This window comes from Oceanicaulis sp. LC35, assembly GCF_052055585.1.
Classification (GTDB): domain Bacteria; phylum Pseudomonadota; class Alphaproteobacteria; order Caulobacterales; family Maricaulaceae; genus Oceanicaulis.
The window spans coordinates 642,694-668,388 of the sequence record NZ_CP170485.1 but is presented as its reverse complement, the minus strand read 5'-3'; the positions used below and the strand labels follow the sequence as shown (position 1 = coordinate 668,388).

Below are 25,695 nucleotides of genomic sequence, written 5' to 3'. Positions count from 1 at the left end.
ATGAAAACGCCGGGAGCAGAGCCCCCGGCGTTTGTGACTAGTTGGCGTTCGGCAGGATGTATTCCACCGTCGCACCCGGCCCCAGCGGCAGGTCGAGATAGACCCAGGCCATGGTCATGATGATGCCCGTGATCAGAAGCCAGATCGAATAGGGCACCATGCTGGCCGTCAGCGAACCAATGCCGAACCCGTCCACCCAGCGGCGGCAGAACACCAGCACCAGCGGGAAATAGACCATCAGCGGGGTGATGATGTTGGTCGAGCCGTCACCCACGCGATAGGCGGCGGTCGCCATTTCCGGGCTGACGCCCAACAGCATCAGCATCGGCACCAGAACCGGCGCCATCAGCGCCCATTTGGCGCTGGCCGAGCCCACAAACAGGTTCAGCACCGCCGAGAACAGCACGATCAGGCCCAGAACCAGCGGCAGCGGCAAGCCCGATTGCTCGATGGCGTTCGCGCCATTGACCGCGGTGATGATGCCCAGACGCGACTGGTTGAACATCTCCACGAAGTAAGCGGCGAAGAAGGCGAGCACGAGGTAATAGCCCATATCCTTCATGGCTTCGGCCATCATCGAGACGATGTCGCGATGGGTTTTCACCGTTCCAGCCGCCTGACCATAGGCGACGCCCGCCAGAAGGAACATGATCATGAAGCCCGCCACCAGAGAGCGGAAGAAGGGCACCAGCGCGATGGCGATGCCCTGCCCCTCGGCCAGAGCAGCCTCATTCACCAGCGGGACATCCCCGCCATAGAGCGACGCAGAGCCGCCGGTCACGAGCGCGACCACATCCACCGCCATGATCAGCCAGATAAAGCTGACGCCTAGAACAGCCCAGAGCGCCCGCCACAGGCCTTTTTTCTGGCCCGCGGTCAGCTCGGCGTCCGGATCATCATCGCCTGCCTGAGCGCCCGTCGAGGCGCCGCCTGTCCATTTGCCCAGACGCGGCTCGACGATACGGTCGGTCACAAACCAGATCACCGGCATGAAAATGACCGTCATGGCGGCGATGAAGTACCAGTTGCCGACAATGTTCATCGTCCAGTCCGGCACCATCGCGATCACCGAAGCCTCGGTGACGCCAAACAGCAGCGCGTCCAGCTGGCCCGGCAGAAGGTTCGCGGAGAAACCGCCCGACACGCCCGCAAAGGCCGCCGTGATGCCCGCAATTGGGTGACGGCCCGCCGCCGCGAAGATGACGCCCGCCAGCGGGATCAGCACCACATAGGCCGCGTCGGCGGCCAGATTGCCCATCATCGCCACCAGCGCCACCGCCGGGGTGAGCAGCATTTTGGGAACGTCACGTACGGCGGCGCGCATGGCCGTGCCGAACAGGCCAGCCCGTTCGGCGACGCCCGCACCCAGCATCACCACCAGCACATAACCCAGCGGGTGAAAGCCGGTGAAAATCTCGGGCATCTCGACCAGCAGGTGCTGCAGGCTGGCGCCGCTCAGAACGCTGCGCGCCTCCACCAGAACGGCGGAGCCGTCCGGATTGGTCTGGGTGGGGTGGAACGCGGACACGCCCATCACCGCCGTGATCACGGAAATGATCACCATGGCGATGATCAGATAGAGGAAGATGAAAGCCGGATCCGGCAGTCGGTTGCCGGCCCGTTCGATCAGACCGAGAAAGCCGGTCTGGTGTTCGGTCTGCGCAGTCTCGCGCGCTTGGTCGCTCATGATGCTCCCCATCACCACAGCGGCTCTTATGAGTGAGCGCGCCGTAAACTTTTACATGTGAACAGGGATACAGGGCCCGGGCGCAAACTAAAACCCAAAGCAACTAGGGTTATCATCCACCCTGCGCTTCCGGGCGGCATTTCGAGCCTATAATCCTATATGCTTGGGGCATGGAACGCTTCGCCGCCCTTCTGGACCGCCTGTCCTATACGCCCCAGCGCAATGGCAAGCTGCGCCTGCTGGTGGAGCATTTCCGCGACCAATCCGATCCCGAGCGGGGCTATGCCCTGGCGGCGCTGACCAGCGCGTTCGATTTCAAGACCGCCAAGGCCGCCGTCATTCGCCAGCTCGTCAGCGAACGCGTCGATCCGGTGCTGTTCGAGCTGTCCTATGACTATGTCGGCGATCTTGCGGAAACCGCCGCCCTCATCTGGCCGCAACGTCATGGCGCGAACCGCGCCCCCGACCTTGTGGAGGTGATCGACGGGCTGATGACGGTCAGCCGCACAAACGCCCCCGCCCTGATCGAAAGCTGGCTGGATGCGCTGGACGCCCAGGGCCGCTGGGCGCTTCTGAAACTCGTCACTGGCGGCATGCGGGTGGGCGTCTCGGCTCGCCTCGCCAAGACCGCTCTCGCACGCTTTGGCGATGTGGACATCACCGAAATCGAGGAGCTGTGGCACGGTCTCGAGCCACCCTATGAAGCCGTGTTCGCCTGGCTTGAGGGCAAAGCCGACAAGCCGGTCAACGCGGCGAAAGCCCCGTTCCGTCCTGTCATGCTGGCGCACCCCGTCGAGGACGGCGGGCTTGAGACGCTCGAACCGTCTGACTTCATCGCCGAGTACAAATGGGACGGCATCCGCATTCAGGCAGTCAGCGAGGATGGCGTGCGCCGGCTTTACACCCGAACGGGCGACGACATCTCCCACACCTTCCCCGATGTGCTGGCGGCGCTGGAGTTTGAAGGCGCGATTGATGGCGAGCTTCTGGTGCGCTCGCCCGACGGCGATGTCGCGCCGTTTTCTGATCTGCAGCAAAGGCTGAACCGCAAGACCGTCTCCAAGGCAATGCTGACGCGTTTGCCCGCCTTTATCCGCGCCTATGACATTCTGGTGGACGGGGATGAGGATGTGCGTCGCCTGACTCTGACCGAACGTCGCAAACGGCTCGAAGCGCTGGTGGAGCGCACGCCGACGGCCCGGATTGATCTGTCCGACACGATCCGCTTTAAGCAGTGGAGTGAGCTGGACACGCTGCGCTCAGACCCGCCCCATGCCCAGGCGGAAGGGGTGATGATCAAGCGCCGCGACAGCGTCTATGAAGCCGGGCGCCCCAAAGGACCGTGGTGGAAGCACAAGCGCGATCCCTTCCTGGTCGACGCCGTGCTGATGTACGCCCAGCGCGGGCATGGCAAACGCTCAAGCTTCTATTCGGACTTCACCTTCGGGGTCTGGCGCGAGGAGGATGGCGCGCAGGTGCTGGCCCCTGTTGGAAAGGCCTATTTCGGCTTTACTGATGAGGAGCTCAAACAGCTCGACAAATTCGTCCGCGACAACACAGTGGACCGCTTCGGCCCGGTCCGGGCCGTCAAGGCGCGGCCTGATTTCGGACTGGTGCTGGAGATCGCCTTTGAAGGGCTCAATCGCTCCCCCCGGCACAAGTCCGGGATCGCCATGCGCTTTCCGCGCATTCACCGTATCCGCTGGGACAAACCTGCGGGTGAAGCGGACTGGCTGACACGCCTGCACCAGCTCTTGGAGGAACGGTTCGACCGTCCCGCAAATTAGTGCTATCGCAAGGATTAACTGAATTTGACCAGTCAGGGGACCATCCGGACATGAGCACGACGCCCGCAGCGTTCGATATCCAGCGCGCACAGGAATACCTCACCACAATCGGCCTGCAGATGGTCATGAATGTGGGCATGGCCGCGATCATCCTGATCGTCGGCTTCATGATCGCCGGCGCGGTCGGGCGCACCATTCGCTCCATCCCCGATCGCAATCCCAAAATGGACCCCACGATTGCGAGCTTCTTCGCCTCGATCGCCAAATACGGCGTTCTGGCGGTTGTCATCATCGCAGTCCTGACCCGCTTCGGCGTCGAAACCACCTCTCTGGTCGCCGCGCTGGGCGCCATGACCCTGGCCATCGGTCTCGCCCTTCAGGGCACGCTATCGAACGTGGCGGCGGGCGTGATGATCATCTTCTTCCGCCCCTACAAGATCGGGGACTATGTGGAAGTGGCGGGCGTCGCCGGGTCGGTGAAAGACATCACCCTGTTCTACACCGAGCTGAACACCCCCGATAACAAGCAGATCATCATCCCGAACGGCCAGTCCTGGGGCGATGTGATCACCAACTATTCCGCCTACCCCACCCGCCGGTGCGATTTTGTGTTCTCCGCCAGCTATGACGATGACATCGAAAAGGTGATCTCGGTCCTGCGCTCCACCTTCGAGGCCGATGAGCGCGTGATGAAAGAGCCGGCCCTGTTTGTGGAAGTGAAAGCGCATGGCGCGTCCAGCGTCGACTATGTCGTGCGCGCCTGGTGCCAGGCGACCGATTACTGGGCCCTGCATTTCGACATGAACAAGAAGGTCAAGATCGCGTTTGACTCCAACGACATCGAGATCCCCTACCCGCACTCTGTGGAGATCCACAAGGAAGGCTGATCGCCGCGATACCGCCTTAATTGCATGAGAGACAGACGATCATGAGCGAACCGACCCCGCACTCCGCCGGACGCAAGTCCATGCTTCAGCGCATTCTGAGCGTGCGGTTCGCCGATCTCATGATCGTCTTTCTTCTCTGCGTTCTGGTGGGTCTTGTCCTGGCGGTGTTTCAGGTTGATCCCGCCGATCTCTGGGTCGATTTCTTCCAGACCGTGGGTGACGCCTGGGCGTCCTTCTTTGACTCCATCGGCGCATCTGTGCGCTGGGCCCTGCGCTATTTCTTCCTGGGCGCAGTCATCGTCCTGCCGATCTGGCTGGCGGTGCATCTGATCCGCGCGTTTACCAAGCGCTAACAGCAAAATCGGTTTCCATAAGACAATCTCCACCTCTTGGGCTTAGACAGGTTTTCTAGGCCTGCGAGGGGGGATTTGTGGCGGCTGAGCTCGACATAGACGTCAACGACGAGACTGAAACCGGCGACGGCATGGACTGGCGCCAGCGCGCGATCATTGTCTGTGATCCCACGCCCTTCTCTCGTCGGTTAACCGTGGACATCCTGCGCTTTGCCGGCGCGGAGCGCATCCAGACCTGCTCAACGCCTGAATCCGCCATCTGGTTCGCAGAGAACGCCGACAATCCGCTCATGGTCGTGGACTGGCGCGATGAGCGCCTGGACGCTGCGCACGCCATCCGCAAGCTGCGTCGCACCAGGGGTGACGCCAACCGCACCCCCACCATGATCCTCTCCACCAAGCACACGCTTCTGGATATTGAAGCGGCGCGCGATGCAGGCGCTGACACCCTGGCCCTGCGTCCGGTGTCGCCGCGTGGCGTGACCGAGCGCCTGACCGAGATCACCCAGCGTCCGCGTTCGTTTGTGAAGACCGCCAATTACAACGGACCGGACCGTCGCGTCCGCAGCGCCGAGGGCGCTGGCGCGTTCAAGCGCGACCGCGATGTGGCTGACGGCAAGACGACGCCCCTTCAGGCGGCCCGCGCCCAGGCCCAGTCGATCATCTTCTCCATGTTGCGCCGGGGCGACGAGCTGTCCGCCCGGATCGGCCGCTCTCTCGAACGCTTCCTGGCCAGCGTGGACGCGCTGGGCGATCGCGAACGCGAGATCATCCAGCTTCACCGCGCCTCTCTGGGTCGCCTTGCCGATCTGCAAGGTGAATCGCTGGAAGAACGCATGGAAGTCGTGGAAGGGCTGGAAACGCTGGTGCGCCGTCGCCTGCGTGACTGACCGGCTGGAAAGCCGCATCGCTTCCAAGTACAAGCGCTCTCATGAGCGATACTCTGCAAGACAAACTCGACACCCTCGCCGGTCTTCTGGTCGATGGCAGCCCCCATGCCGTCGCGCTGGGCATGAAGCTCGTGCGCGTCAGCCCAGGCGAAGCGGTGATCCGCGCCCCGTATCAGCCTGAATCCATCGGCGACCCTGAAACCGGCGTCATGCATGGCGGCGTGGTCACCGCCCTGCTCGACCATGCTTGCGGCACTGCGGCCTTCGCCGGTCTGGGCGGCGATCAGGCCGTCGCCACGCTGGATCTGCGGCTTGATTACATGCGTCCCGCCAAACCGGGCTGCGATGTGATCGCCGAAGCGAAAACCGTCAAGGTGTCCGGCCTGATCGCTTTTGTCAGCGCCATCGCCCATGACGGTGACGAGACCGATCCCGTCGCCACCGCACATGCCGCCTTCATGGTCACCAAGGCCAGCCAGGCCGCCGCCGAACGCGCCCGCGCCCGCGCCGAGGTGGAGCAGCATGTCGCCAACGAGAAAGCCGGAGGCGCCGCGTCATGAACGAGCGTCTGCAAAAGCTTCAGTCGAGCCCCTATGTGCGCCGTATGGGCGTGCGGTTTGACGATCATGGCGACGAGCTGACCGCCATCCTGCCCTATGATGAATGGCTGATCGGCAATCCGCTGATCCCGGCCCTTCACGGCGGCGCCATTGGCGCCTTTATGGAGATCACCGCATCGGCCGGGCTCCTGGCCTTCACAGATCTGGCGACCCTGCCCAAGCCCATCGATGTGGCGGTGGACTATCTGCGCCCGGGCAAGCCCCAGGATGTCTATGCCCGCGCCTCGATCACCCGACAGGGATCCCGCGTCGCCAATGTCAGGGTGGACGCCTGGCAGGAACGCCGCGCCGCGCCCATCGCCAGCCTGCACGGCCATTTCCTGATCAAGCCGGTCAAGGCTGGGAACTAGCGCCAGACTTGCTTCACACGCGAAGCATCATGAAAGAATGATGGGCGTGACATCTGTGCGTGTTGTACGCCTGTCAGGATGCGTCCGGCGCCCGCTCAGGTGCATTGAAGCGACAAGCAAATAAAATTTTAGACTTGGCCAGAATTAATAATATTCCAATTACCGATCTCTGGTGACAAACACGTAGAACTTCTCGCCAATTGAGCGTTTTGTCTTATTCTGTTCAATATACAGTGTGGTCAGCTTTGAAATTCTGACAAGAAGACTCGCTACCTGCCCCCGTACGGCTCTGAGAACCAGGCCGCTCTCAACAGGGGTAGATTATGATCCAGCAATTCATGTCGTCGGTGGCGCTCATCGCGCTTGCCGCCGGCGCCGCCGCCGCGCAGTCCGATCAGGATGCGCCCGCGCGTGACCGATCCACCAATGACGTCATCACCGTTTATGGCGAGGGCTTGAACCGCACCGTTCAGGAAACCCCGACCTCGGTCGCCATCATTGGCGACCTGACGCTGGAAGACGGCAATTTCGACGACTATTTCGACGCTCTGCGCCGGGTCGCCAACGTCTCCTCCAACAATGGCGAGCTGAACTTCAACATTCGCGGCATCAACAATAACACCAACCAGACCGGCGGCGCCTCCACGGCGGGTCAGCCGGTGTCAGGTGTCTATATTGACGGCCTGATCGTGCCGGCGGACGCCTTCAGCCTGAACCTCTTTGCGGGCGCGCAATCGACCTGGGATGTCCAGCAACTGGAAATCTATCGCGGCGTGCAGATCACCCGCGGCCGCCAGACCCCCGTGGGTTCGGTCTTCATCCAGACCAAGGATCCGACGGATGAGTTCGAGGCGGAAGGCCGCATCATCGCCGGCAATTACAACACCTATTCCGGCGCCTTCGCCATCAGCGGCCCGATATCTGAACAGCTGGGCCTGACCGGCCGCCTGGCTCTGGAAGCCGGGCATACGGACGGCGCCATCGAGAACACCACCCGCAATGTGGATGATCCGGACTATCGCGACATTCTGAACGTACGCGGCAAGCTGCGCTGGCAGCCCGATTTCGCGCCGGACTTCAACGCCACGATCTCTCTGGCGTCCTATAACTTTGATACGGGTCTGGATTCCGTGCCGCTCGAAATCTTCCTGATGGAAGACCATGGCGATCGCCGCAAATCGATCATCGACACCATCGAGGACCGCGAATACCGCATGACCACGGCGCAACTGAACGCCAACTACCGGGTCAACGAGCACTTCGATCTCAGCTTCATGGCGGGCTATACGGACGCCTCTGAAGACACCTATGCCGAGGTCGATTACTCCAACGAACCGACCTATGGCCGTACCTATCGCGAGTTCCCCGACGAGCAGATCTTTGCGACCGAACTGCGTGGACGTTTTGATTTTGAACGCTTTTACGGCGCAGCGGGTCTGTACTACGACCACATGGATTCCACCTACAACCTGCACTATTTCGGTGTGGTCTCCGATCCGTACAACAACCCCTTCCCGGTCAATCAGGGCAGCATTTCCAGCCGGAACAAAGACATCACCATCGCGGCCGCCTATGGCGACATCTTCTTCCCGCTGATGGACGAATTCATCACCGTGGGCGGCGGCCTGCGGGTCGAGCGGTTCGAGAACGAGACCGCCATCGGCCGCGCCGCCGGGGACACCAATTCCACCTTTGAACAGACCCTGATCTCGCCCAAGGCCTCGGTGATGTTCAACTGGACCGACACCTTCTCCACCACCTTCGCCGCCGCGCGCGGCACCCGGCCGGGCTATCAGTCGAGCTATCTCAACCAGTCAACCGGCCAGATCGAGATCTTTGACGCGGACGAGGAGAAGCTGTGGAACTATGAGGTGGCGTTCCGCTACCAGAATGACCGTCTGACGGCGAACACCAATGTGTTCTACATCGACTGGACCAATCAGATCGGCTCCGTCGAAGGGCCGACCGGTGAAGATGTGCCGGCCAATCTGGGCTCGTCAGAAGCGTATGGCCTCGAGATCGAGGCGTCCTACGACATCACCGACAATATCGATGCCTTCCTGACCTTCGGCTATCTGCACACCGAGTTCACCTCCGACGCCACGGGCGCTGTCGGCGCGGGATCGCTGGTCGGCAATGAGTTCGGCAAGGCGCCGAGCTTCTCGGGCAGCTTCGGGGCGACCTACCGCAATGATCGCGGCTTCTTCGCCACCGGCTCTGTCACTTTCGAGGATGAGAGCTTTGACGGCGGCGACAATGCCCGCACGGTCAGCATCGAGAACCCGCGCACGCTGGAATACGGCGTGACCGAGTATCCGGCCACCATTGACGCCCGCACCGTTGTAGACGCCAAAATCGGCTATGAAGCAGACAATTACGCGATCTACTTCTTCGTCGATAACCTGCTGGACGAAGATTATATCGACAATATCTCCTTCCGGAATTCGTCGCGGACCGCACCCTATACGCCGCCCTTCTCGGGCAGCTATCCCTATGACGCCACCTTCGTGCAACCGGGTGACCCGCGCACCTTCGGCGTCGAACTGCGCGTTCAGTACTGACCCACTGAAGCCAAAGCTGACCTGCCTCCGGGCGGGTCAGCGCTTCAGACGCGCGACCGCGCCATATTGATCCAGCGGCTTTGCAGTTTCCGGCTATGGGCCGGGATGATGCGGGCTGTCTCGACGATCTCTCGCCAGATGGCTCGCGCCTCATCATGGCGCCCTGCCTGATCCAGCGCTTCCGCCCAGCGCGCTTTCGCCTCAGCGCCGGGAAAATAGGCGCTCACCGCTTCAAACTCGGCAAACGCTTCGTCCTCACGCCCCAGCGCGAACAGGGTGCGGGCATAGGTCAGATGGGCGTGGGGCAGACGCGCCGCGCCATGCGCCTTGCGCAACTCTGAAAGGGTTTCCTGCGCCGCCTCATATCGACCGCATTCGAATTCCGCCGAAGCCTTGCCCTGTAAAAGTCCGGAATCATCCGCGAATGCGCTTCTGGCCGCTTCTTCGTAGAGCGCGAGCGCGTCTTCATACTGTCCCAGCGCCATATGCGCTTCAGCGACACGTTTCAGCACGCCCGCCGTGCGCCGCATCGCCAGTTCCTTGCGCGCTTCGCGCAGCTCACGCCCCGGATCAAGCGCGCGGCTTGCAGCTTGAACGCCTCGAGCCCCGAAAACATCAGGCGCCATCACCGCCAGAAAATAGACGACTGAGCCCAGCAGCGGAAACATGAACAATAACAACAGCCAGTACATTTCCTGACGCGTGCGGATGACATGCACCGCGCAAAGAACCGCCAGAATGAAATGTCCACCAAACAGAAACGGCATGTCTCTCCCCCTCAAGGCCCCAACCGTTATCTATCCGGATACGCGACTGGTCGGCAAGAAACGCTCCTCACACGCGTACGCCCGTTGAACAAAAAACGCCCCGCCGGAAACCTGGCGGGGCGTTCTTCATTGGATGGCTGAGGCGCCTAGCGCACTTCAGCCGCCATCTCGATGACGCCGTTCGCGCGCGCCACGGCGATGTTAAGCTGGGATTCGCCCGTGCGACGCGCTTCAGCGACACATTCGCGAGCCAGACGCTGCTCGGTCAGGCTGCGGGCGTTCCGCGCGTCACACACAGCGATCGCCGCCAGACGGATACGGTCACGCAGCGCGTCCAGGCGCTCAACATTCGTAAGCTCGGACGGGCGGAATTCGATTTCAACCGTCTCGGCCGATTGAGCGGAAGCGGCGCCAGTGAGGGCGACGGCGATCAGGGCTGCAGCAACAAAACGCATGGGAATATCCTTATTTCGCACACGAACCATATGAAAGTGGCTCTATGTCCAACCAGTCCGGGTCATCCCGGCGAGGGCTTTTCTGTCAGCGCCCTGCAACACCGATATGACAGGCGCACGGTCATTGGCGCAGGTCTGACCTGCACGAATGCATGCCAAACCCAAAAAGGCGGCCGATCCCGGTCTACACGACAGAATTCTCGTATAACAAGAAAGCCCCCGCCTGCTTGACGCGGGCGGGGGCCAGGGGAACAGCCTCGTGAGCACTAAGGCTGTTGTTCCAAAAATGAATTTTCCGGCAACTAGTAAGCCGACGTTTCAGAGCTGACAAGAGCCGCGGCATAGGTTCGGGAAACCTGACGCACTTCTGCGACCTTGACTTGCAGCTGCTCGATGCCTTCGCGATAGGCTTCTTCCACGCAGCGACGCGTTTGGGCGCTGTAGCGCGCATAATCGCGACCAGGCTGGTGACAGACAGACCGCGCCGAATTCGCGATGAGCTGGCGAACATGCTCCACACCTTCATCGGTATGAAGTATTTCGCTTGCGTAATTGATGACCCGCGTATTCTCGACGCCAGCGTCGTCCTGGGCGGCGACGGGGGTGAGTGCAAGACCCGCCATACTGGCGAGCATGACCGTGACCATAGACATGACCTGTTCTCCTAATTCGACCAGTTGAAGCTGAGCCGCTCTCTTACGGAGCCGGTCCCTGACTTCACGGACGACGCTAGAACAGGCTACCTAACCGTGCGCTGACGATCAGATGAGACTTTTGTCATTTGCTCGCCATCAAGACTTCTGGCGCTGAGAGGCGCAACGCCGGGAGCAATATTTGATGCTTTCCCAGTTCCGCTCCCATTTCTTGCGCCAGGAGAACGGGCGCTCACAGACCGGGCAGACCTTCTCCGGCAAGTCCCCTTTCTGACGGCGGGGTGCGGGGCCCTTCATGATGCGCGCTCCTTGCTCAATCGGATGACCAGCATCTGCAAGGCGGGACGGATAGGCAAGAACAGACGATAGAGCCCTTCTCCGATCCACACGAAAGGTGGAACGCCGCCAATCCGCCCCAGCCAGCGCCAGCCGGGGGTCACACGCCATAACGCGGCAAAGGCGGCGGCGCCAGAGCGCAGGCGCCCGGTTTCGTCGCGCACATGGAAGCGTTTCAGGGCGGCGTCGCAGGAGACGCCTTCAGGGGAAACCTCGCCTCGGGTTAAATCCGTAAACTGAGCATTTGAGCCCCGAGCCCGGTAGTAGCTCATCTCTGACCGGCACAAGGGACACCCCCCATCATAAAACACCTCGACAGATGCAGTTGTGACTGCATCATCGGGGTTGGATTCATCAGGTTTTGAGCTTTCTAGAGCCATAACAATGCTGAATTTAGACCGGGAATGCGAGGAAGACAGGGTGGCGAAGCGACGCGCAGCAGTGATTGGGGCCGGACTGGCCGGGGCAGCCGCAGCACGCGCGCTCTCTGACCGCGGCGTCGAGGTCGTGCTGTTTGACAAGGGGCTCGGCCCGGGCGGACGCATGTCGACGCGCCGCGCAGAAACCCCGCTTGGCCTCATTCATTTTGATCATGGCGCCCAGTTTCTCACTGCAACCGGGGAAGGGTTCACCCGCCTCCTAAAGGACGCAGAAGCTCAAGGCGCCGCTGGGCTGTGGACGGCGCGAACGGTCTCCATTGATCGTGGCGGCAATGCAGAAAGTCTGCGCGAGAAAACCCGCTGGGTCGGCGTGCCCGGCATGAGCGCCATCGTCAAGACGGCGCTGAGCGGTTTTGACGCCCGGTTTGGCGTCCGCGCTCGCCGTGTGCGCGGAGACGCGGGCGCCTGGACGATCCACTTTGAGGACGGGCATGTGGAAGGTCCGTTTGATCGTGTTGTCCTGACGCTGCCGCCGGAACAACTGATCGAGTTTCTGGCCCGCAGCGATGGTGATTTCTCTGACCTGATCGCTGAAGCGCTGAACGCAAAGCTCTCGCCTTGCTGGGCGGTGATGACGGTGCCCGGCAATCCGGCCGATCTCGGCTTTGATGGCGCCAAGCTGCTGGGCGGCGCCGTGCGCTGGATGGCGCGAATGAACTCCCGCCCCGGTCAGGATGGCCCTGACGCCTGGGTGCTGCACGCCTCGCCGGACTGGTCTGAAGCCTTTCTGGAGAGCGACCCCGAAACCGTCGCGCGCGCCCTGACCGAAGAAGCCTTCATCCGCTTTGGCCTGCCCATGCCTGAATGGTGTGAAGCCCATCGCTGGCGCTATGCCCTGGTGACCGAGGCCCCCGGCACGCCCTTCGCGCTCGACCCGACAGGGACGTTGGGCTGCGCCGGGGATTGGCGTCTGGGACCGCGCGCCGAACTGGCCTGGGATTCCGGTGACGCACTGGGCGACGCGCTCGCAGACTGATTTCCCGCTCGCCAGCTTCCACCCTTGCCGCTATCCAGCCCGGATGACGGCTTTCTCCCTGACCCGCAAGCAGGTCTTCCTGCGCGCCCTGCCCATCATGGGCGCAAACATAGCCTCGCCATTGGTGGGGCTGGTGGATCTTGCCGTCATTGGACGCACGGCGGACACCAACGCCATCGCCGCTGTGGCGCTTGGCGGGCTGGTGTTCAACGTCTTCTTCTGGTCGGTCGCTTTCCTGCGCATGGGCGCCACCGCGCTGACCGCACAGGCCGACGGACGCGCGGACGAAGGCGAACTGCGCGCCGTATTATGGCGGGCTGGTGCAATCGGCGCGGCGATCGGCATCGCCCTTCTTCTGTTCCAGACACCGTTGAAAGCTGCGGTCTTCGCCCTGTTTGACAGCCCCGCCGACGTTGAGGGTCTGGGGCGGGAGTATGTGAACGCCCGGCTGTGGGGTGCGCCCGCCGCCTTTGCAGGCTTCGCCGTCTATGGCTGGCTGATCGGCCTGGGGCTGACCGGTCGCGCCCTGATCCTGCAGGCGGTGCTGAATGTGCTGAACGCCGGCCTGTCGGTTCTGTTCGTGCTGGGGCTGGATATGGGCGTCGCCGGGGTGGGCGCGGCCAGCGCGGCCTCTCAATGGCTGCATCTTCTGGCGGCGGCCGTGATCATCCTGCTGATCCTGCGCCAACGCGGCCCGGCCCCTGGAAGCGCCTTCTGGGACAAGGCTGCAATCCGGCGCCTGTTCTCGGTCAATCGCGACATCTTCCTGCGCACGCTGGCGCTGCTGGCCGGGTTCACCTGGTTCAATATCGCCAGCCTGCGCGAAGGCGCGGACGTGCTGGCGGGCAACGCCATCCTGATGCAGTACATCTCGATCTGCGCCTTCTTCCTCGACGCTTTCGCCCATGTCACCGAAGCAGAGACAGGACGTGCGGCCGGGGCGAAGAACTGGAACAGGCTGATGCGCGCCTTCCGGTTGACGAGTGAGCTGGCGCTTGGCTTCTCGCTCATCCTCAGCCTGGGATTTTTCATGCTGGGCGATACGTTCATCGGCCTGATGACGACCGATGAAGCCACCCGCCTGTCCGCGCGCAGCTTTCTTGTCTGGTGCGCGCTGGTGCCATTACTGGGCATGCCCAGTTGGCAGCTGGATGGCCTGATGATCGGCGCCACACGCGGCCCGCTGATGCGCAATGCGATGATCGCGGCTCTGCTGATCTATCTGGCGCTGGACGCCGCCCTGCGCCCGCTCTGGGGCGCGCACGGGCTGTGGCTGGCCTTCCTGCTCTACTACGTTGCACGCGCAGGAACACTGATGGTCGGCTGGCCGGGTCTCAAGCGCAGTTTTGAGACCTAGACGTCCACGCCCACGGCATCAGACAAGCGCTCGAACCCATCCGCTTTCAGGCGTTCGGCCAGACCATCGCGGATCTTCAGCGCCAGACCGGGGCCCTGATAGACCAGCGCGGTATAGAGCTGGACCGCGTTCGCCCCGGCGCGAATCTTGGCATAGGCCGCATCCGGGCCATCAATGCCGCCCACGCCAATGATCGGCAGGTCCGGCCCGGTCAGACGACGGAACTGGCGCAGCACTTCGGTGGAGCGGGTCTTCAGCGGCAGGCCGGACAGACCACCTGCCTCGCCTTTATGGTGGCTCTTGAGGCTGTCAGGGCGCTCGAGCGTGGTGTTGGAGACGATCAGGCCTGACAGGGCATGCGTCTCGACCGCTTTGACGATGGCTTCAATGCCCGCCTCATCGAGATCGGGCGCGACCTTGAGAAAGACCGGCTCGGCCCAGCGCGCATCATTGACCTTCTTGAGAAGCTCATCGAGCGCATCCCCGGTTTGCAGGGTGCGCAGGCCGGGCGTGTTGGGCGATGAGATGTTGACGGTGAAGAAGTCCGCCAGCCCCGAAAGCGCCTTGAGAAGGATCGCATAATCGTTGGCCCGGTCTTCGGAATCCTTGTTGGCGCCCAGATTGACGCCCACTGGCCCTTCCGCTTTGGACGAGCTGTCCTGACGCGCTTCAAGGCGCGCCTTCACCGCATCAAGGCCTTCATTGTTAAAGCCCATACGGTTGATGACGGCCTTGTCCTCGCGCAGGCGGAACAGGCGCGGCTGCGGGTTGCCGGGCTGCGGGCGGGGCGTAACCGCCCCCACTTCCACAAAGCCGAAACCGGCGTTGAGAAGCGCGTCCGGCGCCTCGGCGTTCTTGTCAAAGCCGGCGGCAAGCCCCACCGGGTGGGCCAGTTCGAGCCCCGCCAGAGCCGTTTTCAGGATAGGGTCCGCAGGCTTTATCGCCTTGGGCCCGAACCCCGCTTTCAATCCCATGAGCGCCGTACGGTGCGCCGTCTCGGCAGGCAGGAATGTCAGAAGTCTGGCGAGGACGTCGCTCATCGGCTCAACTCCGGCGGCAGGCGCCAGGCGCCCTCTTCATCACGTTTGATCAGGTGCACGCCGGAAATCGCGGCGAAAGGAATCGCCCCGTAGACATGGGGAAACAGGGCCCCGCCCCGCGATTTTTCCCATTTCAGCGTCTCACCCAGCGCGTTCACTTCGATCTCGGCCACGGCAAGACGCTCCGCCTCGGCATAGTGCAGCACAAGCGTGTCCGCGAGCTGGTCCAGCGTCGAGGCGTGAATGAAGCCATCCGCCTTGTCATGGGCTTCGCCTTCATAGGCGCCGGACAGGGAGGCCGCCGCCAGCGCGGCGGGATCAGCGATGCGATAAATCAACTCGGTCATGGCCTAGGCCGATACGACGCCCGGCCGCAGGGTGCAAGCATCACGGCGGACTTGGCGCTGCAGCTCACCGCCCCTGCATTCCAAAAGGATTTTTTTCCTGCTATAGGGGTAATATGAGTCGCGTTATACGGGATGCCGATGCTGACCCACACCCAGATCTGGACCGGAATTGACCGCCTGGCCCATCGCGCTGGCCTGACCCCTTCGGGACTGGCGCGCCGCGCCGGGCTCGACCCCACCACCTTCAACCCGTCCAAGCGCACCAGCGCGGACGGCGCCAAGCCGCGCTGGCCCTCCACCGAAAGCCTCGCCAAGGCGCTTGAAGCGACACGGGTCAGCTTTGATGACTTTGCGGCGCTCGCCATGGGGCGCACGGCGGGTCGCTCGGTGCCGCTGCTGGGCTTCGCGCAGGCAGGCGATCATGGGTATTTCGATGATGCGGGTTTTCCCACCGGCTCGGGCTGGGAGGATATCCGCTTTCCCGGCGATGAGGGCGAAGGCGCCTATGCGCTCGAGATTTCAGGGGAATCCATGGCGCCCGTATACCGCCATGGCGACCGCATTGTCGTCAGCCCGGACGCGCCGCCGCGGCGCGGCGACCGCGTGGTGGTCAAGACCCGTGCGGGCGAAGTGATGGCCAAGGAGCTGGGACGCGTCACCGCGGACAGTGTGGAGCTGATCTCGCTGAACCCCGCCTATGACAACCGCTCGGTTCCCACTCGCGATATTGTCTGGATGGCGCGCATCGTCTGGGCCAGTCAGTAAGGCCAACGCCCCCGCATGCCTGTCCATGCGAGGGCGCTGAACGCCGTCAGGTCTTAGGGGGACCGTCGGGCGCGTATTCGAACACTTCGGTCAGAGGCGTCTTGAAGACCTCCGCGATCAGGAACGCCACTTCCAGGGAGGGGGAGTACTTGCCCTGTTCGATGGCGAGAATGGTTTGCCGGGTGACGCCAATGCGTTTGGCAAGCTCGGCCTGGGTCATCTCGCCGGCATGAAAGCGCAATTCACGGATGCGATTCCGGATCTGGGTGGATTTCGCCATGCCTACAGCCCCACCCGGTAGTCGATTGCGCGCAACACGCCCTTGACCAGCTCGGACGCCACCAGACCGCCCAGGATCATGTGCACGATCCAGAACAGCTCCACTTCCATCAGGGCCAGACCCAGTGCAAGCACTGCCGCTGCGCCCAGCACATACCCGGAGCGCGCATCCGCACGCATCTCGATCAGCTTGTCGCGTTCATCCGCATCATCGGCGTCCTTCGGGGCCGCCATGGCGACAAGGATGTGCCCCACGACGCCGCCAACGACCAGAAAGACCACGGCGGCGAACAGATACGGCCCGACAAGGTCCATAGATGGCCCGTCCGACAGGGCCGGCGGCATGACCACCGCAAAGTACGCCCCGTACACCAGGGCTGTGATGACCGTCATGACCAGATTGCTTTTTTCTTGGAACGACATGTCAAACTCCTTTGATCTCATGTCGAATTTCTTTGACATGCAGAGATGTAAAAGAGGGCAGACCCCATGTCAAATATTTTCGACTTCATGGCCGATATTTTTGACAGAAAGCCTGCCCACCCCAGAGCAAGTCGTTGATTTTATTCCTCGAGCAAACGGATCGCTTCTTCCTGCGCGGCTGCAGGATTGGTCTGCACAAGCTCCAGGAGGTGCGCCGCCAGCCCGGATATCGCCTGTCCCACAGCGTCCGCCTCTGCGGTCTCCATGGCCCGGTTGAGCATCAGGCCCGCCTCCTCGCCATGCACAGCCGGGTCGGCCGCGACCAGCGCCATGGCGAAGCGATAGGGAATGGCCGCGGGCGCGCCGTCCATCTCCACCGCCTGACGCATCAGGGACAGGCCTTCGGCCTCATTGGCGTCAAACATGCCCTCGCCCGCCCGACGCACGACTTCAAGATGCCAGGCGCCCAGCATGGCGGGCGCCCAGGGTTCGGAGGGGTCAAGGCGCATTGCCTCGATCATGTGGTCGCGCCCTTGCTGCGGCAGGCCCATCATCACGGCGCGGATCTTGTTCACATAGCGCGACTGATAGCCCAGCCCGGCGGCCAGCCGCAGATGCGCCTCGGCATTGTCCGGCTCCAGCGCCAGAGCGGCTTCGGCATATTCCTGCGCCCGCAACGCCGCCTCACGACGGTCACGACGCGACAGCCCCTCGGCCTGATCAAGCGTGATCGGCATCAGTGCCGCTTCAGAGGCGAGGATCAGCGCATCCACATCCGTCGCCGCACTGGACGCCGCGCTTTCCGCGGCGCCCCACTGCCCGGTTTCAAACGCCTCCACTGCCGGCGCAGGCGCCTCGGCGAAGGCCGCAGAAGAAACGGAAAGAAGAAGGGCCGACAGGCAAAGCGCTCGCATCATTGTGAAAAATCCTCATGGGGGCTTGGGCGTCCGGCTCATTTATGGGTCGGGCCGACGCCTGGTGCGTCCAACAAGACCATAACCTTGAGGAGGCCTCAATCATGCTCACCGTCACAAGCGCACTCTGGGCGGCGCTCAGCCTGGCCCAGGCCGATGTTCCGCCACCCTTTGACTGGCGCGCCTATCCTGTGTGCACTGAAGTCGAGGCATACACGCCCACGCCCGGCAGCCTGCAGGCGCAACAGAAAGCGACAGCCTTGCTGGCGTGTCAGACGCCGATTGATGACCTGACGGTCGCTGAAGTCGACGAAGCGCTTGCGGGCGAGGCCTTCGCCCTTGCGCCGGATCTGCAAACTGGCGCCCTGACGGTGCTGGCGCGCAGCGAGACCGAAGAGACGCTCTCGGTCTCCGGCACGCTGAACATGCCGCTGACCCCGGTCGGGGCGGGTCGCTTCGCAGCGAGGCTGCGGCTTGAGCGGATGGAGGAAGCCATGGTGCACCTCATCCTCTCCGCCGATCTCGATGACGAGACTGCTCCCAGCCTGGACTGGCGCGGCCCGAACGCCCCGGCGATCGCGGCGCGCGTCGAGATGCTGGACGGGCATATTGAACACCACGAAGTCTACAGCCCCGTACATGGCGAGACCCGCCGGGTCCATGTCTACCTGCCGCCCGACCATGATACGGCGTCAGGTCCCTATCCGGTTGTGTTCATGACCGACGGGGCGGAAACCGAGCACTTCGCCCATCAGATCGAGGCCGCGATCAAGGCCGGTGAGCTGGCGCCGCTAATCCTTGTGGGGGCTCTGTCAGGTCCAGCGGGCGTGGTCGAGGACCGCTCGGATTTTCCCACCGATCTGCGCGCAGCCGACTATCTGATCGGCTGGTATCAGGACGAGAACCGCGCCGAGCAGCATCTGGCCTTCTTCACCGACACGCTGACCGACTGGGCCAGTGCGCAGTTCGGGGCCAGCACGGACCGGACGCAACGCGCGGTGCTGGGCTTTTCAAACGGGGCCAGCTTCGCCCGTCATGCGGGCTATTTGCGCGGCGATGTGTTTGGCTGGGTGATGGCCTATTCGTCCGGTTATGGCCGGTTACGCAGCGTCGAGGCCTTTGACCTGCCCCATGCCCGCTTCCGCTTTGCCGCAGGACGATATGAGCCCGGCTTCAAGCTCTCGACGGAGCTGACCCATGGGTTACTGAGCGAGGCGGGCTATGACACCCGCCTCACCGTGTTCAGCACCGGACACACCCGCGATGTGCGCGACGTGGCGCTGGCCGCCTGGCTGGCCGAAGCCTTCCCTCAGGACGCGTCCTGAGCGTCTGGCGCTCATCTGTGTAAGGTGGGGCGTTTCAGCCCCACCATCACTCAGAACGGGAAAGGCAGGCTGGGGCAGTTCTCGCGGCCGGACACCACGCGCTCGCCCTGATTGGTGCCCCAGATCAGGATGTATTCGAACGGCTGGTCCGCACAATGGACCTCGCCATGGCCCACCTGAACATTACCCATATAGAAATCAACATAGTAGTGGGTGGCGCTCATCGTCAGGCTGGCGCTAAACGCTTGCGATGACGCAAGCACGCTCACTCCAGCCGCCAGTCCGGCGATCAGTTTCAGGGCACGCATAACGCTCTCCTCCATTTTTGAATGAGAAGAGCCTAGCCAATTCCCCTGAAAAGGGAAACCCTAAGACGATTTCCCCAGAACGCGCCCCGCCACGGCATCAAGCTTGGCCAGAAGCTCCGGATCACGTTTTTCCGGCGCCGTGATGATCGCAAACTCGAGCGCCTTTTCGATGCCCTGCGGGCTGTCAGTGCGAGGGCTGGCGGCCATCGTCTTCACCAGATGACGCACCAGCGCATGGGCGTGAGCGGTGTTGGCGTGCATGGTCTTGAGGATGTCGGAAATGTCGACATCGGCGTCCTCGGTCCGCCAGCAATCGTAATCGGTAACCATGGAGACGCTGGCATAGGGCAGCTCGGCTTCACGGGCGAGCTTGGCTTCGGGCATGTTGGTCATGCCGATCACGCTGCAGCCCCATTGGCGATAGAGCTGGCTCTCTGCGCGGGTGGAAAACTGAGGTCCTTCCATGACGAGATAAGTCCCGCCACGCTGCACGGTCTCAACGCCAGCCGCCTCGGCCGCATCCGCCGCCATGGCTGACAGGCGCGAGCACACAGGATCGGCCATCGCCACATGGGCGACGCAGCCTTCGGAGAAGAAGCTCTTGGTGCGGGCGAAGCTGCGATCGATGAACTGGTCGACCACCACGAACGCGCCCGGCGCCAGCTCTTCCTTGAGCGAGCCCACTGCCGACAGCGACAGCACATCGGTCACGTCCGCGCGCTTGAGCGCGTCGATATTGGCGCGATAATTGATGTCGCTCGGCGGAATGCGGTGGCCCTCGTCATGGCGGGCCAGGAACACGAGCTCCACGCCTTCAAGACGGGCATGGACGAGATCGCTGGAGGGTTTGCCCCACGGGGTGTCCACCGTCTCCTTGCGTACATCCTCAAGCCCATCCAGTCCGTACAGACCCGATCCGCCGATGATCCCGAGTTTCCAGCTCATTCTTCGGTTCTCCAGTATGAATCGGGCACGCCCGGCGCCCAGCGATGGATTTCAGCCCAGCTCTCCGCCGACCGCAGGACGGTGGAAATGAAGGGCCGCTTGATCGCCTGATAGGCCGAACGGTCGCTGCGTGTCTTGTCCGCTAACGCCATTTTGAAGTCGCCATAGTCACGGCGCGCACTGTCATCATCGCGCAGGAAGTCGCGCATCAGAAGCGTGTTGCGCGCTCCTGCTGCCCCGTTGCGGCGCACATGGATATGCAGGCGGCGCTCCCCCTTGCCTTCGCGGAAGTAGAGCTTGCGCCAGTCATCCGGCCCCAGCACGGGCGTCGTGTCAGGATGCGGCTCATCGCCCAGATTCTCGGCGCGGTGCACGAACCCTGCGGCCTTCATGGCGGTGATCAGATCAGGATCATCGAGATCCACGACCAGCGCCTGAATGTCGATGACATCCTTGGCGGCGAGGCCGGGCACGGCGGTCGAGCCCACATGGTCAACGCGCAGCGCATTCGAGCCGAGCGCGCGGCAGACCGCATCAGCCCAGGCGAGGCCTTCCTCCGCCCAGGCGGGATCCGGCGTGGAGACATGAATGGGATCGCGGCTCATCCTCGGTCCTTTACCACCCGTGGCCTTCATAAGAAACGGGCCGCCCGAAACTTCGGACGGCCCGCTGTTCTTGTCGTCTGAACGGGAAGCCTAGTGCTTCACGTTCGACCAGACCTGACGGTAGGCGGCATACAGAAGGCCCGCCAGAACCAGCAGGTAGATCATGACCATCAGGCCCATCTTCTTGCGCACATTCATGTGCGGCTCTGACGCCCAGGTCAGGAAGGTCACCACGTCATGAGCCATTTGCTCGGTCGTCGCTTCGGTGCCGTCAGCATACTCGACCAGACCGTCCTGCAGCTGCGGCGGCATGGCCAGCAGACCGCCCGGGAAGTACGGGTTGTAGTACTGACCCGGAGCGACGTTCACGTCGTGCGGCGCTTCATGATCATAGCCCAGAAGCAGCGAGCGGATGTATTCCGGACCGCTGTGACGGGCTTTGATGATCACCGAGAAATCCGGCGGGATCGCGCCGCCATTGGACGCCGCGGCCTGCTGCGGATTGGCGAACGGGTTCGGGAAGCGGTCAGACGGACGACCGGGACGCTCGAACATGTCGCCCAGCTCATCGGGGCCATCCTCGACAATGTACTCCGCCGCGATGGCGCGCACGATCGGGTTGTCGTTCGGGTTCGGGAATTCTTCGGAGAAGAACGGACCGCCCTCTTCACCCAGATTGCGGATGTGAAGCTGGTTCATGGAGTGACAGGCCGAACAGACCTGTTGATACACCAGGAAACCGCGTTGCAGCTCACCCTTGTCATAGGTGCCGAAAGGACCTTCCCAGGACCAGTCATGCTCTTCGGGATGGTGCTGTTCGCCAGCGGCCAGAGCCGCCGGGGTCGACAGCATGACAGCGCCGACAGCCGCAGCCAGGAGACGTTGGATCGTTTTCATCTAGCGCTCTCCTTATTCGGCCGGCGCGACGGAAGTCGACGCGTCAGATTTGCCCTTGCCAAGAACCGATTCCTCGATGGAGGCCGGACGCTGGCTCGGTTTCTCGATGAAGCCCAGAAGGGGCAGGATCACCAGGAAATAAGCGAAGTAGTACAGGGTCAGGATACGGCCCAGCCACAGGAAGTTCAGGCCGATCGCGCCCAGCACCGGAACCTTGTTGTCCGGCAGTTCGGCGCCGACCCAGCCCAGGCCCAGAGCGCCGATCACGAAGAACACGAAGAACCAGCGCGCCAGCGGACGGTAACGCATGGAGCGCACCTTGGAAGTATCCAGCCACGGCAGAACGAACAGCACCGCAATGGCGCCGAACATCATCAGCACGCCGCCCAGCTTGTCAGGCACAGCCCGCAGGATGGCGTAGAACGGCAGCAGGTACCATTCGGGCACGATATGGGACGGCGTCGCCAGCGGGTTCGCCTCGATATAGTTGTCCGCATGGCCCAGAGCGTCCGGCCAGTAGAACACGAAGAAGGCGAAGATGATCAGATAGACGATGATCGCGAAGCCGTCTTTCACCGTGTAGTACGGGTGGAAGGGCAGCGTGTCCGCCTTGGTCTTGATGCTCAGGCCCGTCGGGTTGTTGTTGCCCGGAACGTGCAGCGCCCACACGTGCAGACCCACAATGCCTGCGATCAGGAACGGGATCAGATAGTGCAGCGAGAAGAAGCGGTTCAGCGTGGCGTTGCCCACGGAGAAGCCGCCCCACAGCCATTCGGTGATCGGCGTGCCGATCAGCGGCAGCGCGCCGAACAGGTTGGTGATCACCATTGCGCCCCAATAGGACATCTGGCCCCACGGCAGCACATAGCCCAGGAAGGCGGCGGCCATCATCAGGAGGTAGATCACCACGCCCAGGATCCACAGCAGCTCACGCGGAGCCTTGTAGGAGCCGTAGTACAGGCCGCGCAGGATGTGCAGATAGACCGCCAGGAAGAACATGGATGCGCCGTTGGCGTGAATGTTCCGCAGCAGCCAGCCGAAGTTCACATCACGGTCGATGCGCTCAACAGAGGCGAAGGCGTAATCAATGTGCGGCACATAGTGCATGGCCAGCACGATGCCCGACAGGATCTGGACCATCAGGCAGACGGTCAGAATGCCGCCAAAGGTCCACCAGTAGTTCAGGTTGCGCGGGGTCGGGAAATCCACAAAGGAGTCCCAGCCCAGGCGCACGATCGGCAGGCGCTGGTCAAGCCAGCGCTCGATGCCGGTCTTCGGTTCGTAAGTGCTCGGTCCGCTCATAACTTGCTCTCCCCCTAGCCCAGACGCAGCGTCGTCGCCGAGATGAAGGTCATCGGCGGAATCGGCAGGTTTTCCGGAGCCGGGCCACGGCGGATACGGCCGGCAGTGTCATAGTGCGAACCGTGGCACGGGCAGAACCAGCCCTCATAGTCACCGGCCGCGAAGGTCGGCACGCAGCCCAGGTGCGTACAGTTCGCGCTGGTCACGAGCATGGCGGCGCGCAGCGCCTGATCCACTTCGACGCCGTCATCAACGCCTGCGGACAGGGTCGAGCGGTTCTCGTCGGTCGCCGGAGCGCTGTCTTCGAGGTTGGCGTTGCGGGCCAGCTGGTCCGGCAGACGCGAGACTTCCACCTCGGCCGCTTCGGAAATCTCCTGCGCGGTCCGGCGGCGCACAAAGTGCGGACGCTCGCGGAACATCACCGTGATTTCGGCGCCTTCCTCGATGGTGCTGATGTTCACCTCGGTGGTGGACAACGCGAGCGTGTCCGCAGCCGGGTTCATTTGATCAATGAACGGCCACAGGGTGAGAGCGCCGCCGACGCCTACCGCTCCGACCGATGCGATGTAGAGAAAGTCCCGACGCGACGGCTCATCGCCACCGGTCTCAGGATTGCTGTTCACGTCCGTCACGTGCCGACCTCTTGAATTCGAACTGCCCGCCCCGCAGGGCCTGGCAGACCCTACGCACGCTAGCGCGCGATCTCAGACTTAGCCTAACGCTGCGGCTTGTCGGTGCGACGTGCTGACGCAGCCCCGGTAAGCATACAACGCGGATAGAGGGGCGGATTAATGCGACCCCCCTTATTTTTCAACCAGATTATCCCGTAAAATCGCCCGGTTTTCGCCGCGAATTGCGGTTATCCCCTGAAAAATCAGTTTATCCGACCTCGATCAGACCCGCGCGCGCCAGCGCCGCTTCAAGCGGTTCAAAGCGCTCGCCCGCTTCCTTGTGAACGCCGATGGCGTCCGTTTTCAGGGTTTCGGACCGCAACCAGGCTTCCGCCGCGGCTGCATCGGCGTCGACCCCGATGAACTGCGCGGCCTGACGCGCCACCGCCTGCGGATCAGACAGGAAGTCCTCATACCGCACGGTCAGGACGCGGCCCGGGAAAATCGTTTCCCAGTGCGCGCACAGCTGATTATGGCACGCCAGGACGCGAGCGATGTCATCAGGGTGATAGGTCCAGTGACGTGCCTTGCGGAAGCGGGTCTTGTAGATCGACCAGGCCAGATCACGCGGATCGCGAACGATCCGGATGATCCGGGCGGCGGGCAGGCAGACGCCATAAGCGCCGGCGGCCATCTCGGACAACGAGGTCGGGTCAATGATTCGCTTGGCGGCATGCCCAAGCGCTTCCTCGGCCTGGCTGAGATAGCGCTTGCCCACATCTCCGAGCACATTGCGCCCCCAGCCGGCCTCGATGGCTTCGGAAATCTCTGACAGCGTCTGATCGCCGAGCGGGGTCGCATTGAGCCAGAACAGGCCATTGCCGCGCTGTAGGGCGCCCGCCTCATCATCCGCCGCCAGCACCTCGCTCAGCCAGTCAGCCCCGGCGCAGGGCGGCGCGATCACCAGCACCGGACGACCATCGATGACGCCGGCATCCTCGTGCTTGTCGACAAATTGCGGCTCATAGCTGGCGATGATCGCCTTGACCGATGTCTCGTGAAGATCAGTGTCAAAGGCCGTGTCATCCCGACAGAAAGCAGCCCCCTCCGCCACGCGCATGGCCGCCACAGCCGTCTCGCCCACATCGCGATAGGCCTTGGCCAGGGTGTAGGCGAGCGCGCCGCGCTCGGTGGAGGACATGTTGGCGGTGTTCTGCAGGCGCATTTCCTCGAGCGCCGCCAGCTCCGCCGATCCGGATTCAAACGTGATGCACTCCGCCAACCCTTCCCAGGCCAGAACGTCAAAACGATCCAGACTGATGGCCCGACGGAAGCTCAATTCGGCCAGATTGGTGCGACCCAGCTCCAGCAGCGCCCGCCCGGCCCGGCGCTGGAGCGCGGGATCATTGGGTTGCTGCGCGATCAGGCGTTCGATGACTTCCAGCGCCTGCTGATGCCGGCCGAGCCCGGTCAGAGCCGTGACCAGCCAGAGCCAGGACTGGGGATAATTGGGCGAGGCGCGCGTCAGGAGTTCGGCGGCCTTCAGGCATGCGATCTCATCGCCCACCTGCATCGCGATCCCGGCGACATCCCCCCACTGGCTGCCCAGCTGGGCGTCTGCCGCAATCAGGCGACGCAATTCATTGGACACGCCCAGCAGGTCTTCACGGCGACGCGCTTCATGCAGGTCGGACAACGGATCAATCATGGTGCTCGGAATTCCATATACAGGCCGGATCTCTGGAGGCGGAGCCTAAAGCCCGGCTTGCGCCTGCGCCAGCGCTTCAGGCGCCGTTTTGGCTTGCCAGCGCCGGG

At 62.9% G+C, this 25,695-nt stretch carries 29 protein-coding genes; 11 read left to right on the top strand and 18 right to left on the bottom strand.

All coding sequences use genetic code 11. The annotated features are described in order from the left end of the window. Nucleotides 1-37: 37 nt before the first annotated feature. Complete coding sequence (locus tag ACFELO_RS03215) at nucleotides 38-1,687, bottom strand: AbgT family transporter (RefSeq protein ID WP_440959134.1); 1,650 nt, start codon at nucleotides 1,685-1,687, stop codon at nucleotides 38-40. A gap of 170 nt (nucleotides 1,688-1,857) precedes the next feature. On the opposite strand from ACFELO_RS03215, the gene ACFELO_RS03210 reads away from it, so the two are divergent. The 7 genes from ACFELO_RS03210 (at nucleotide 1,858) to ACFELO_RS03180 (ending at nucleotide 9,135) form a co-directional block, all read left to right on the top strand. Continuing rightward, the gene (locus ACFELO_RS03210; RefSeq protein ID WP_440959133.1) at nucleotides 1,858-3,474 is read left to right on the top strand and encodes a cisplatin damage response ATP-dependent DNA ligase; all 1,617 of its coding nucleotides are present in this window, start codon (nucleotides 1,858-1,860) and stop codon (nucleotides 3,472-3,474) included. 50 nt (nucleotides 3,475-3,524) lie between these two features. Continuing rightward, nucleotides 3,525-4,361: a mechanosensitive ion channel family protein gene (locus tag ACFELO_RS03205; protein ID WP_440959132.1), complete on the top strand. Its 837-nt coding sequence runs from the start codon at nucleotides 3,525-3,527 to the stop codon at nucleotides 4,359-4,361. A 41-nt stretch (nucleotides 4,362-4,402) separates the two neighbouring features. After that, nucleotides 4,403-4,714, top strand: coding sequence for a DUF6460 domain-containing protein (locus tag ACFELO_RS03200; protein ID WP_440959131.1), 312 nt, complete (start codon nucleotides 4,403-4,405; stop codon nucleotides 4,712-4,714). Nucleotides 4,715-4,791: 77 nt separating this feature from the next. Next, nucleotides 4,792-5,604 (top strand): hypothetical protein, encoded by an 813-nt coding sequence (locus tag ACFELO_RS03195; RefSeq protein ID WP_440959130.1) that lies wholly within the window; start codon nucleotides 4,792-4,794, stop codon nucleotides 5,602-5,604. Nucleotides 5,605-5,645: 41 nt separating this feature from the next. Further along, on the top strand, nucleotides 5,646-6,164 hold the full coding sequence (locus ACFELO_RS03190; protein WP_440959129.1) for a PaaI family thioesterase: 519 nt from the start codon (nucleotides 5,646-5,648) through the stop codon (nucleotides 6,162-6,164). Continuing rightward, nucleotides 6,161-6,574 (top strand): PaaI family thioesterase, encoded by a 414-nt coding sequence (locus ACFELO_RS03185; RefSeq protein ID WP_440959128.1) that lies wholly within the window; start codon nucleotides 6,161-6,163, stop codon nucleotides 6,572-6,574. The genes ACFELO_RS03190 and ACFELO_RS03185 overlap by 4 nt, the downstream gene beginning before the upstream one ends. 323 nt (nucleotides 6,575-6,897) lie before the next feature. Further along, entirely contained in the window at nucleotides 6,898-9,135 is a 2,238-nt protein-coding gene (locus ACFELO_RS03180; RefSeq protein WP_440959127.1) for a TonB-dependent receptor, read from the top strand. Between the two features lie 44 nt (nucleotides 9,136-9,179). Here the strand turns inward: ACFELO_RS03180 and ACFELO_RS03175 are convergent, their stop codons facing one another. The 5 genes from ACFELO_RS03175 to ACFELO_RS03155 form a co-directional block, all read right to left on the bottom strand. Then, nucleotides 9,180-9,902, bottom strand: coding sequence for a tetratricopeptide repeat protein (locus ACFELO_RS03175; protein ID WP_440959126.1), 723 nt, complete (start codon nucleotides 9,900-9,902; stop codon nucleotides 9,180-9,182). 146 nt (nucleotides 9,903-10,048) lie between these two features. Then, complete coding sequence (locus ACFELO_RS03170; RefSeq protein ID WP_440959125.1) at nucleotides 10,049-10,357, bottom strand: UrcA family protein; 309 nt, start codon at nucleotides 10,355-10,357, stop codon at nucleotides 10,049-10,051. Nucleotides 10,358-10,659: 302 nt separating this feature from the next. Beyond that, on the bottom strand, nucleotides 10,660-11,010 hold the full coding sequence (locus ACFELO_RS03165) for a UrcA family protein (protein WP_440959124.1): 351 nt from the start codon (nucleotides 11,008-11,010) through the stop codon (nucleotides 10,660-10,662). 138 nt (nucleotides 11,011-11,148) lie between these two features. Beyond that, the gene (locus tag ACFELO_RS03160; protein ID WP_440959123.1) at nucleotides 11,149-11,307 is read right to left on the bottom strand and encodes a DUF2256 domain-containing protein; all 159 of its coding nucleotides are present in this window, start codon (nucleotides 11,305-11,307) and stop codon (nucleotides 11,149-11,151) included. Continuing rightward, entirely contained in the window at nucleotides 11,304-11,726 is a 423-nt protein-coding gene (locus tag ACFELO_RS03155) for a thiol-disulfide oxidoreductase DCC family protein (RefSeq protein ID WP_440959122.1), read from the bottom strand. The genes ACFELO_RS03160 and ACFELO_RS03155 overlap by 4 nt, the downstream gene beginning before the upstream one ends. Nucleotides 11,727-11,766: 40 nt before the next feature. Between ACFELO_RS03155 and ACFELO_RS03150 the strand changes: the two genes are divergently transcribed. Both ACFELO_RS03150 and ACFELO_RS03145 read left to right on the top strand, forming a co-directional pair. Next, nucleotides 11,767-12,762 carry an NAD(P)/FAD-dependent oxidoreductase gene (locus tag ACFELO_RS03150; RefSeq protein WP_440959121.1) on the top strand — a complete coding sequence of 332 codons (996 nt, stop codon included), beginning with the start codon at nucleotides 11,767-11,769 and terminating at the stop codon, nucleotides 12,760-12,762. A gap of 43 nt (nucleotides 12,763-12,805) precedes the next feature. Then, nucleotides 12,806-14,119 carry an MATE family efflux transporter gene (locus ACFELO_RS03145; RefSeq protein WP_440959120.1) on the top strand — a complete coding sequence of 438 codons (1,314 nt, stop codon included), beginning with the start codon at nucleotides 12,806-12,808 and terminating at the stop codon, nucleotides 14,117-14,119. On the opposite strand, the gene ACFELO_RS03140 is transcribed toward ACFELO_RS03145, so the two are convergent. After that, nucleotides 14,116-15,159, bottom strand: a complete 1,044-nt coding sequence (locus tag ACFELO_RS03140) for a quinone-dependent dihydroorotate dehydrogenase (RefSeq protein ID WP_440959119.1) — start codon at nucleotides 15,157-15,159, stop codon at nucleotides 14,116-14,118. The two genes, ACFELO_RS03145 and ACFELO_RS03140, sit on opposite strands and share 4 nt — an antisense overlap. Then, complete coding sequence (locus tag ACFELO_RS03135; RefSeq protein ID WP_440959118.1) at nucleotides 15,156-15,506, bottom strand: DUF952 domain-containing protein; 351 nt, start codon at nucleotides 15,504-15,506, stop codon at nucleotides 15,156-15,158. The genes ACFELO_RS03140 and ACFELO_RS03135 overlap by 4 nt, the downstream gene beginning before the upstream one ends. A 138-nt stretch (nucleotides 15,507-15,644) precedes the next feature. Between ACFELO_RS03135 and ACFELO_RS03130 the strand changes: the two genes are divergently transcribed. Then, nucleotides 15,645-16,271, top strand: a complete 627-nt coding sequence (locus tag ACFELO_RS03130) for a S24 family peptidase (protein WP_440959117.1) — start codon at nucleotides 15,645-15,647, stop codon at nucleotides 16,269-16,271. 46 nt (nucleotides 16,272-16,317) lie between these two features. Here the strand turns inward: ACFELO_RS03130 and ACFELO_RS03125 are convergent, their stop codons facing one another. From ACFELO_RS03125 to ACFELO_RS03115, 3 genes are all read right to left on the bottom strand, one after another. Continuing rightward, the gene (locus tag ACFELO_RS03125) at nucleotides 16,318-16,551 is read right to left on the bottom strand and encodes a helix-turn-helix transcriptional regulator (RefSeq protein ID WP_440959116.1); all 234 of its coding nucleotides are present in this window, start codon (nucleotides 16,549-16,551) and stop codon (nucleotides 16,318-16,320) included. Nucleotides 16,552-16,553: 2 nt separating this feature from the next. After that, nucleotides 16,554-16,973, bottom strand: coding sequence for a hypothetical protein (locus ACFELO_RS03120; protein WP_440959115.1), 420 nt, complete (start codon nucleotides 16,971-16,973; stop codon nucleotides 16,554-16,556). Between the two features lie 140 nt (nucleotides 16,974-17,113). Next, nucleotides 17,114-17,890, bottom strand: coding sequence for a hypothetical protein (locus tag ACFELO_RS03115; protein WP_440959114.1), 777 nt, complete (start codon nucleotides 17,888-17,890; stop codon nucleotides 17,114-17,116). A gap of 101 nt (nucleotides 17,891-17,991) precedes the next feature. Here ACFELO_RS03115 and ACFELO_RS03110 point away from each other — a divergent pair, with 101 nt between their 5' ends. Next, nucleotides 17,992-19,212, top strand: a complete 1,221-nt coding sequence (locus ACFELO_RS03110; protein ID WP_440959113.1) for an alpha/beta hydrolase — start codon at nucleotides 17,992-17,994, stop codon at nucleotides 19,210-19,212. Between the two features lie 50 nt (nucleotides 19,213-19,262). Here ACFELO_RS03110 and ACFELO_RS03105 read toward each other — a convergent pair whose 3' ends face one another. From ACFELO_RS03105 to ACFELO_RS03075, 7 genes are all read right to left on the bottom strand, one after another. Beyond that, nucleotides 19,263-19,520, bottom strand: a complete 258-nt coding sequence (locus tag ACFELO_RS03105) for a hypothetical protein (protein ID WP_440959112.1) — start codon at nucleotides 19,518-19,520, stop codon at nucleotides 19,263-19,265. Between the two features lie 60 nt (nucleotides 19,521-19,580). Next, nucleotides 19,581-20,465, bottom strand: a complete 885-nt coding sequence (locus ACFELO_RS03100) for an S-methyl-5'-thioadenosine phosphorylase (protein ID WP_440959111.1) — start codon at nucleotides 20,463-20,465, stop codon at nucleotides 19,581-19,583. Then, nucleotides 20,462-21,070, bottom strand: coding sequence for a GrpB family protein (locus tag ACFELO_RS03095; protein ID WP_440959110.1), 609 nt, complete (start codon nucleotides 21,068-21,070; stop codon nucleotides 20,462-20,464). The genes ACFELO_RS03100 and ACFELO_RS03095 overlap by 4 nt, the downstream gene beginning before the upstream one ends. Before the next feature lie 90 nt (nucleotides 21,071-21,160). Then, nucleotides 21,161-21,967, bottom strand: coding sequence for a cytochrome c1 (locus tag ACFELO_RS03090; RefSeq protein ID WP_440959109.1), 807 nt, complete (start codon nucleotides 21,965-21,967; stop codon nucleotides 21,161-21,163). Between the two features lie 12 nt (nucleotides 21,968-21,979). Next, nucleotides 21,980-23,269, bottom strand: a complete 1,290-nt coding sequence (locus tag ACFELO_RS03085) for a cytochrome b (RefSeq protein ID WP_440959108.1) — start codon at nucleotides 23,267-23,269, stop codon at nucleotides 21,980-21,982. 14 nt (nucleotides 23,270-23,283) lie between these two features. Then, on the bottom strand, nucleotides 23,284-23,901 hold the full coding sequence (gene petA / locus ACFELO_RS03080) for a ubiquinol-cytochrome c reductase iron-sulfur subunit (RefSeq protein WP_440959107.1): 618 nt from the start codon (nucleotides 23,899-23,901) through the stop codon (nucleotides 23,284-23,286). A gap of 247 nt (nucleotides 23,902-24,148) precedes the next feature. Then, a complete protein-coding gene (locus tag ACFELO_RS03075) occupies nucleotides 24,149-25,588 on the bottom strand; it encodes a sulfotransferase (protein WP_440959106.1) in 1,440 nt (479 codons plus the stop codon). Between the last annotated feature and the right edge of the window lie 107 nt (nucleotides 25,589-25,695).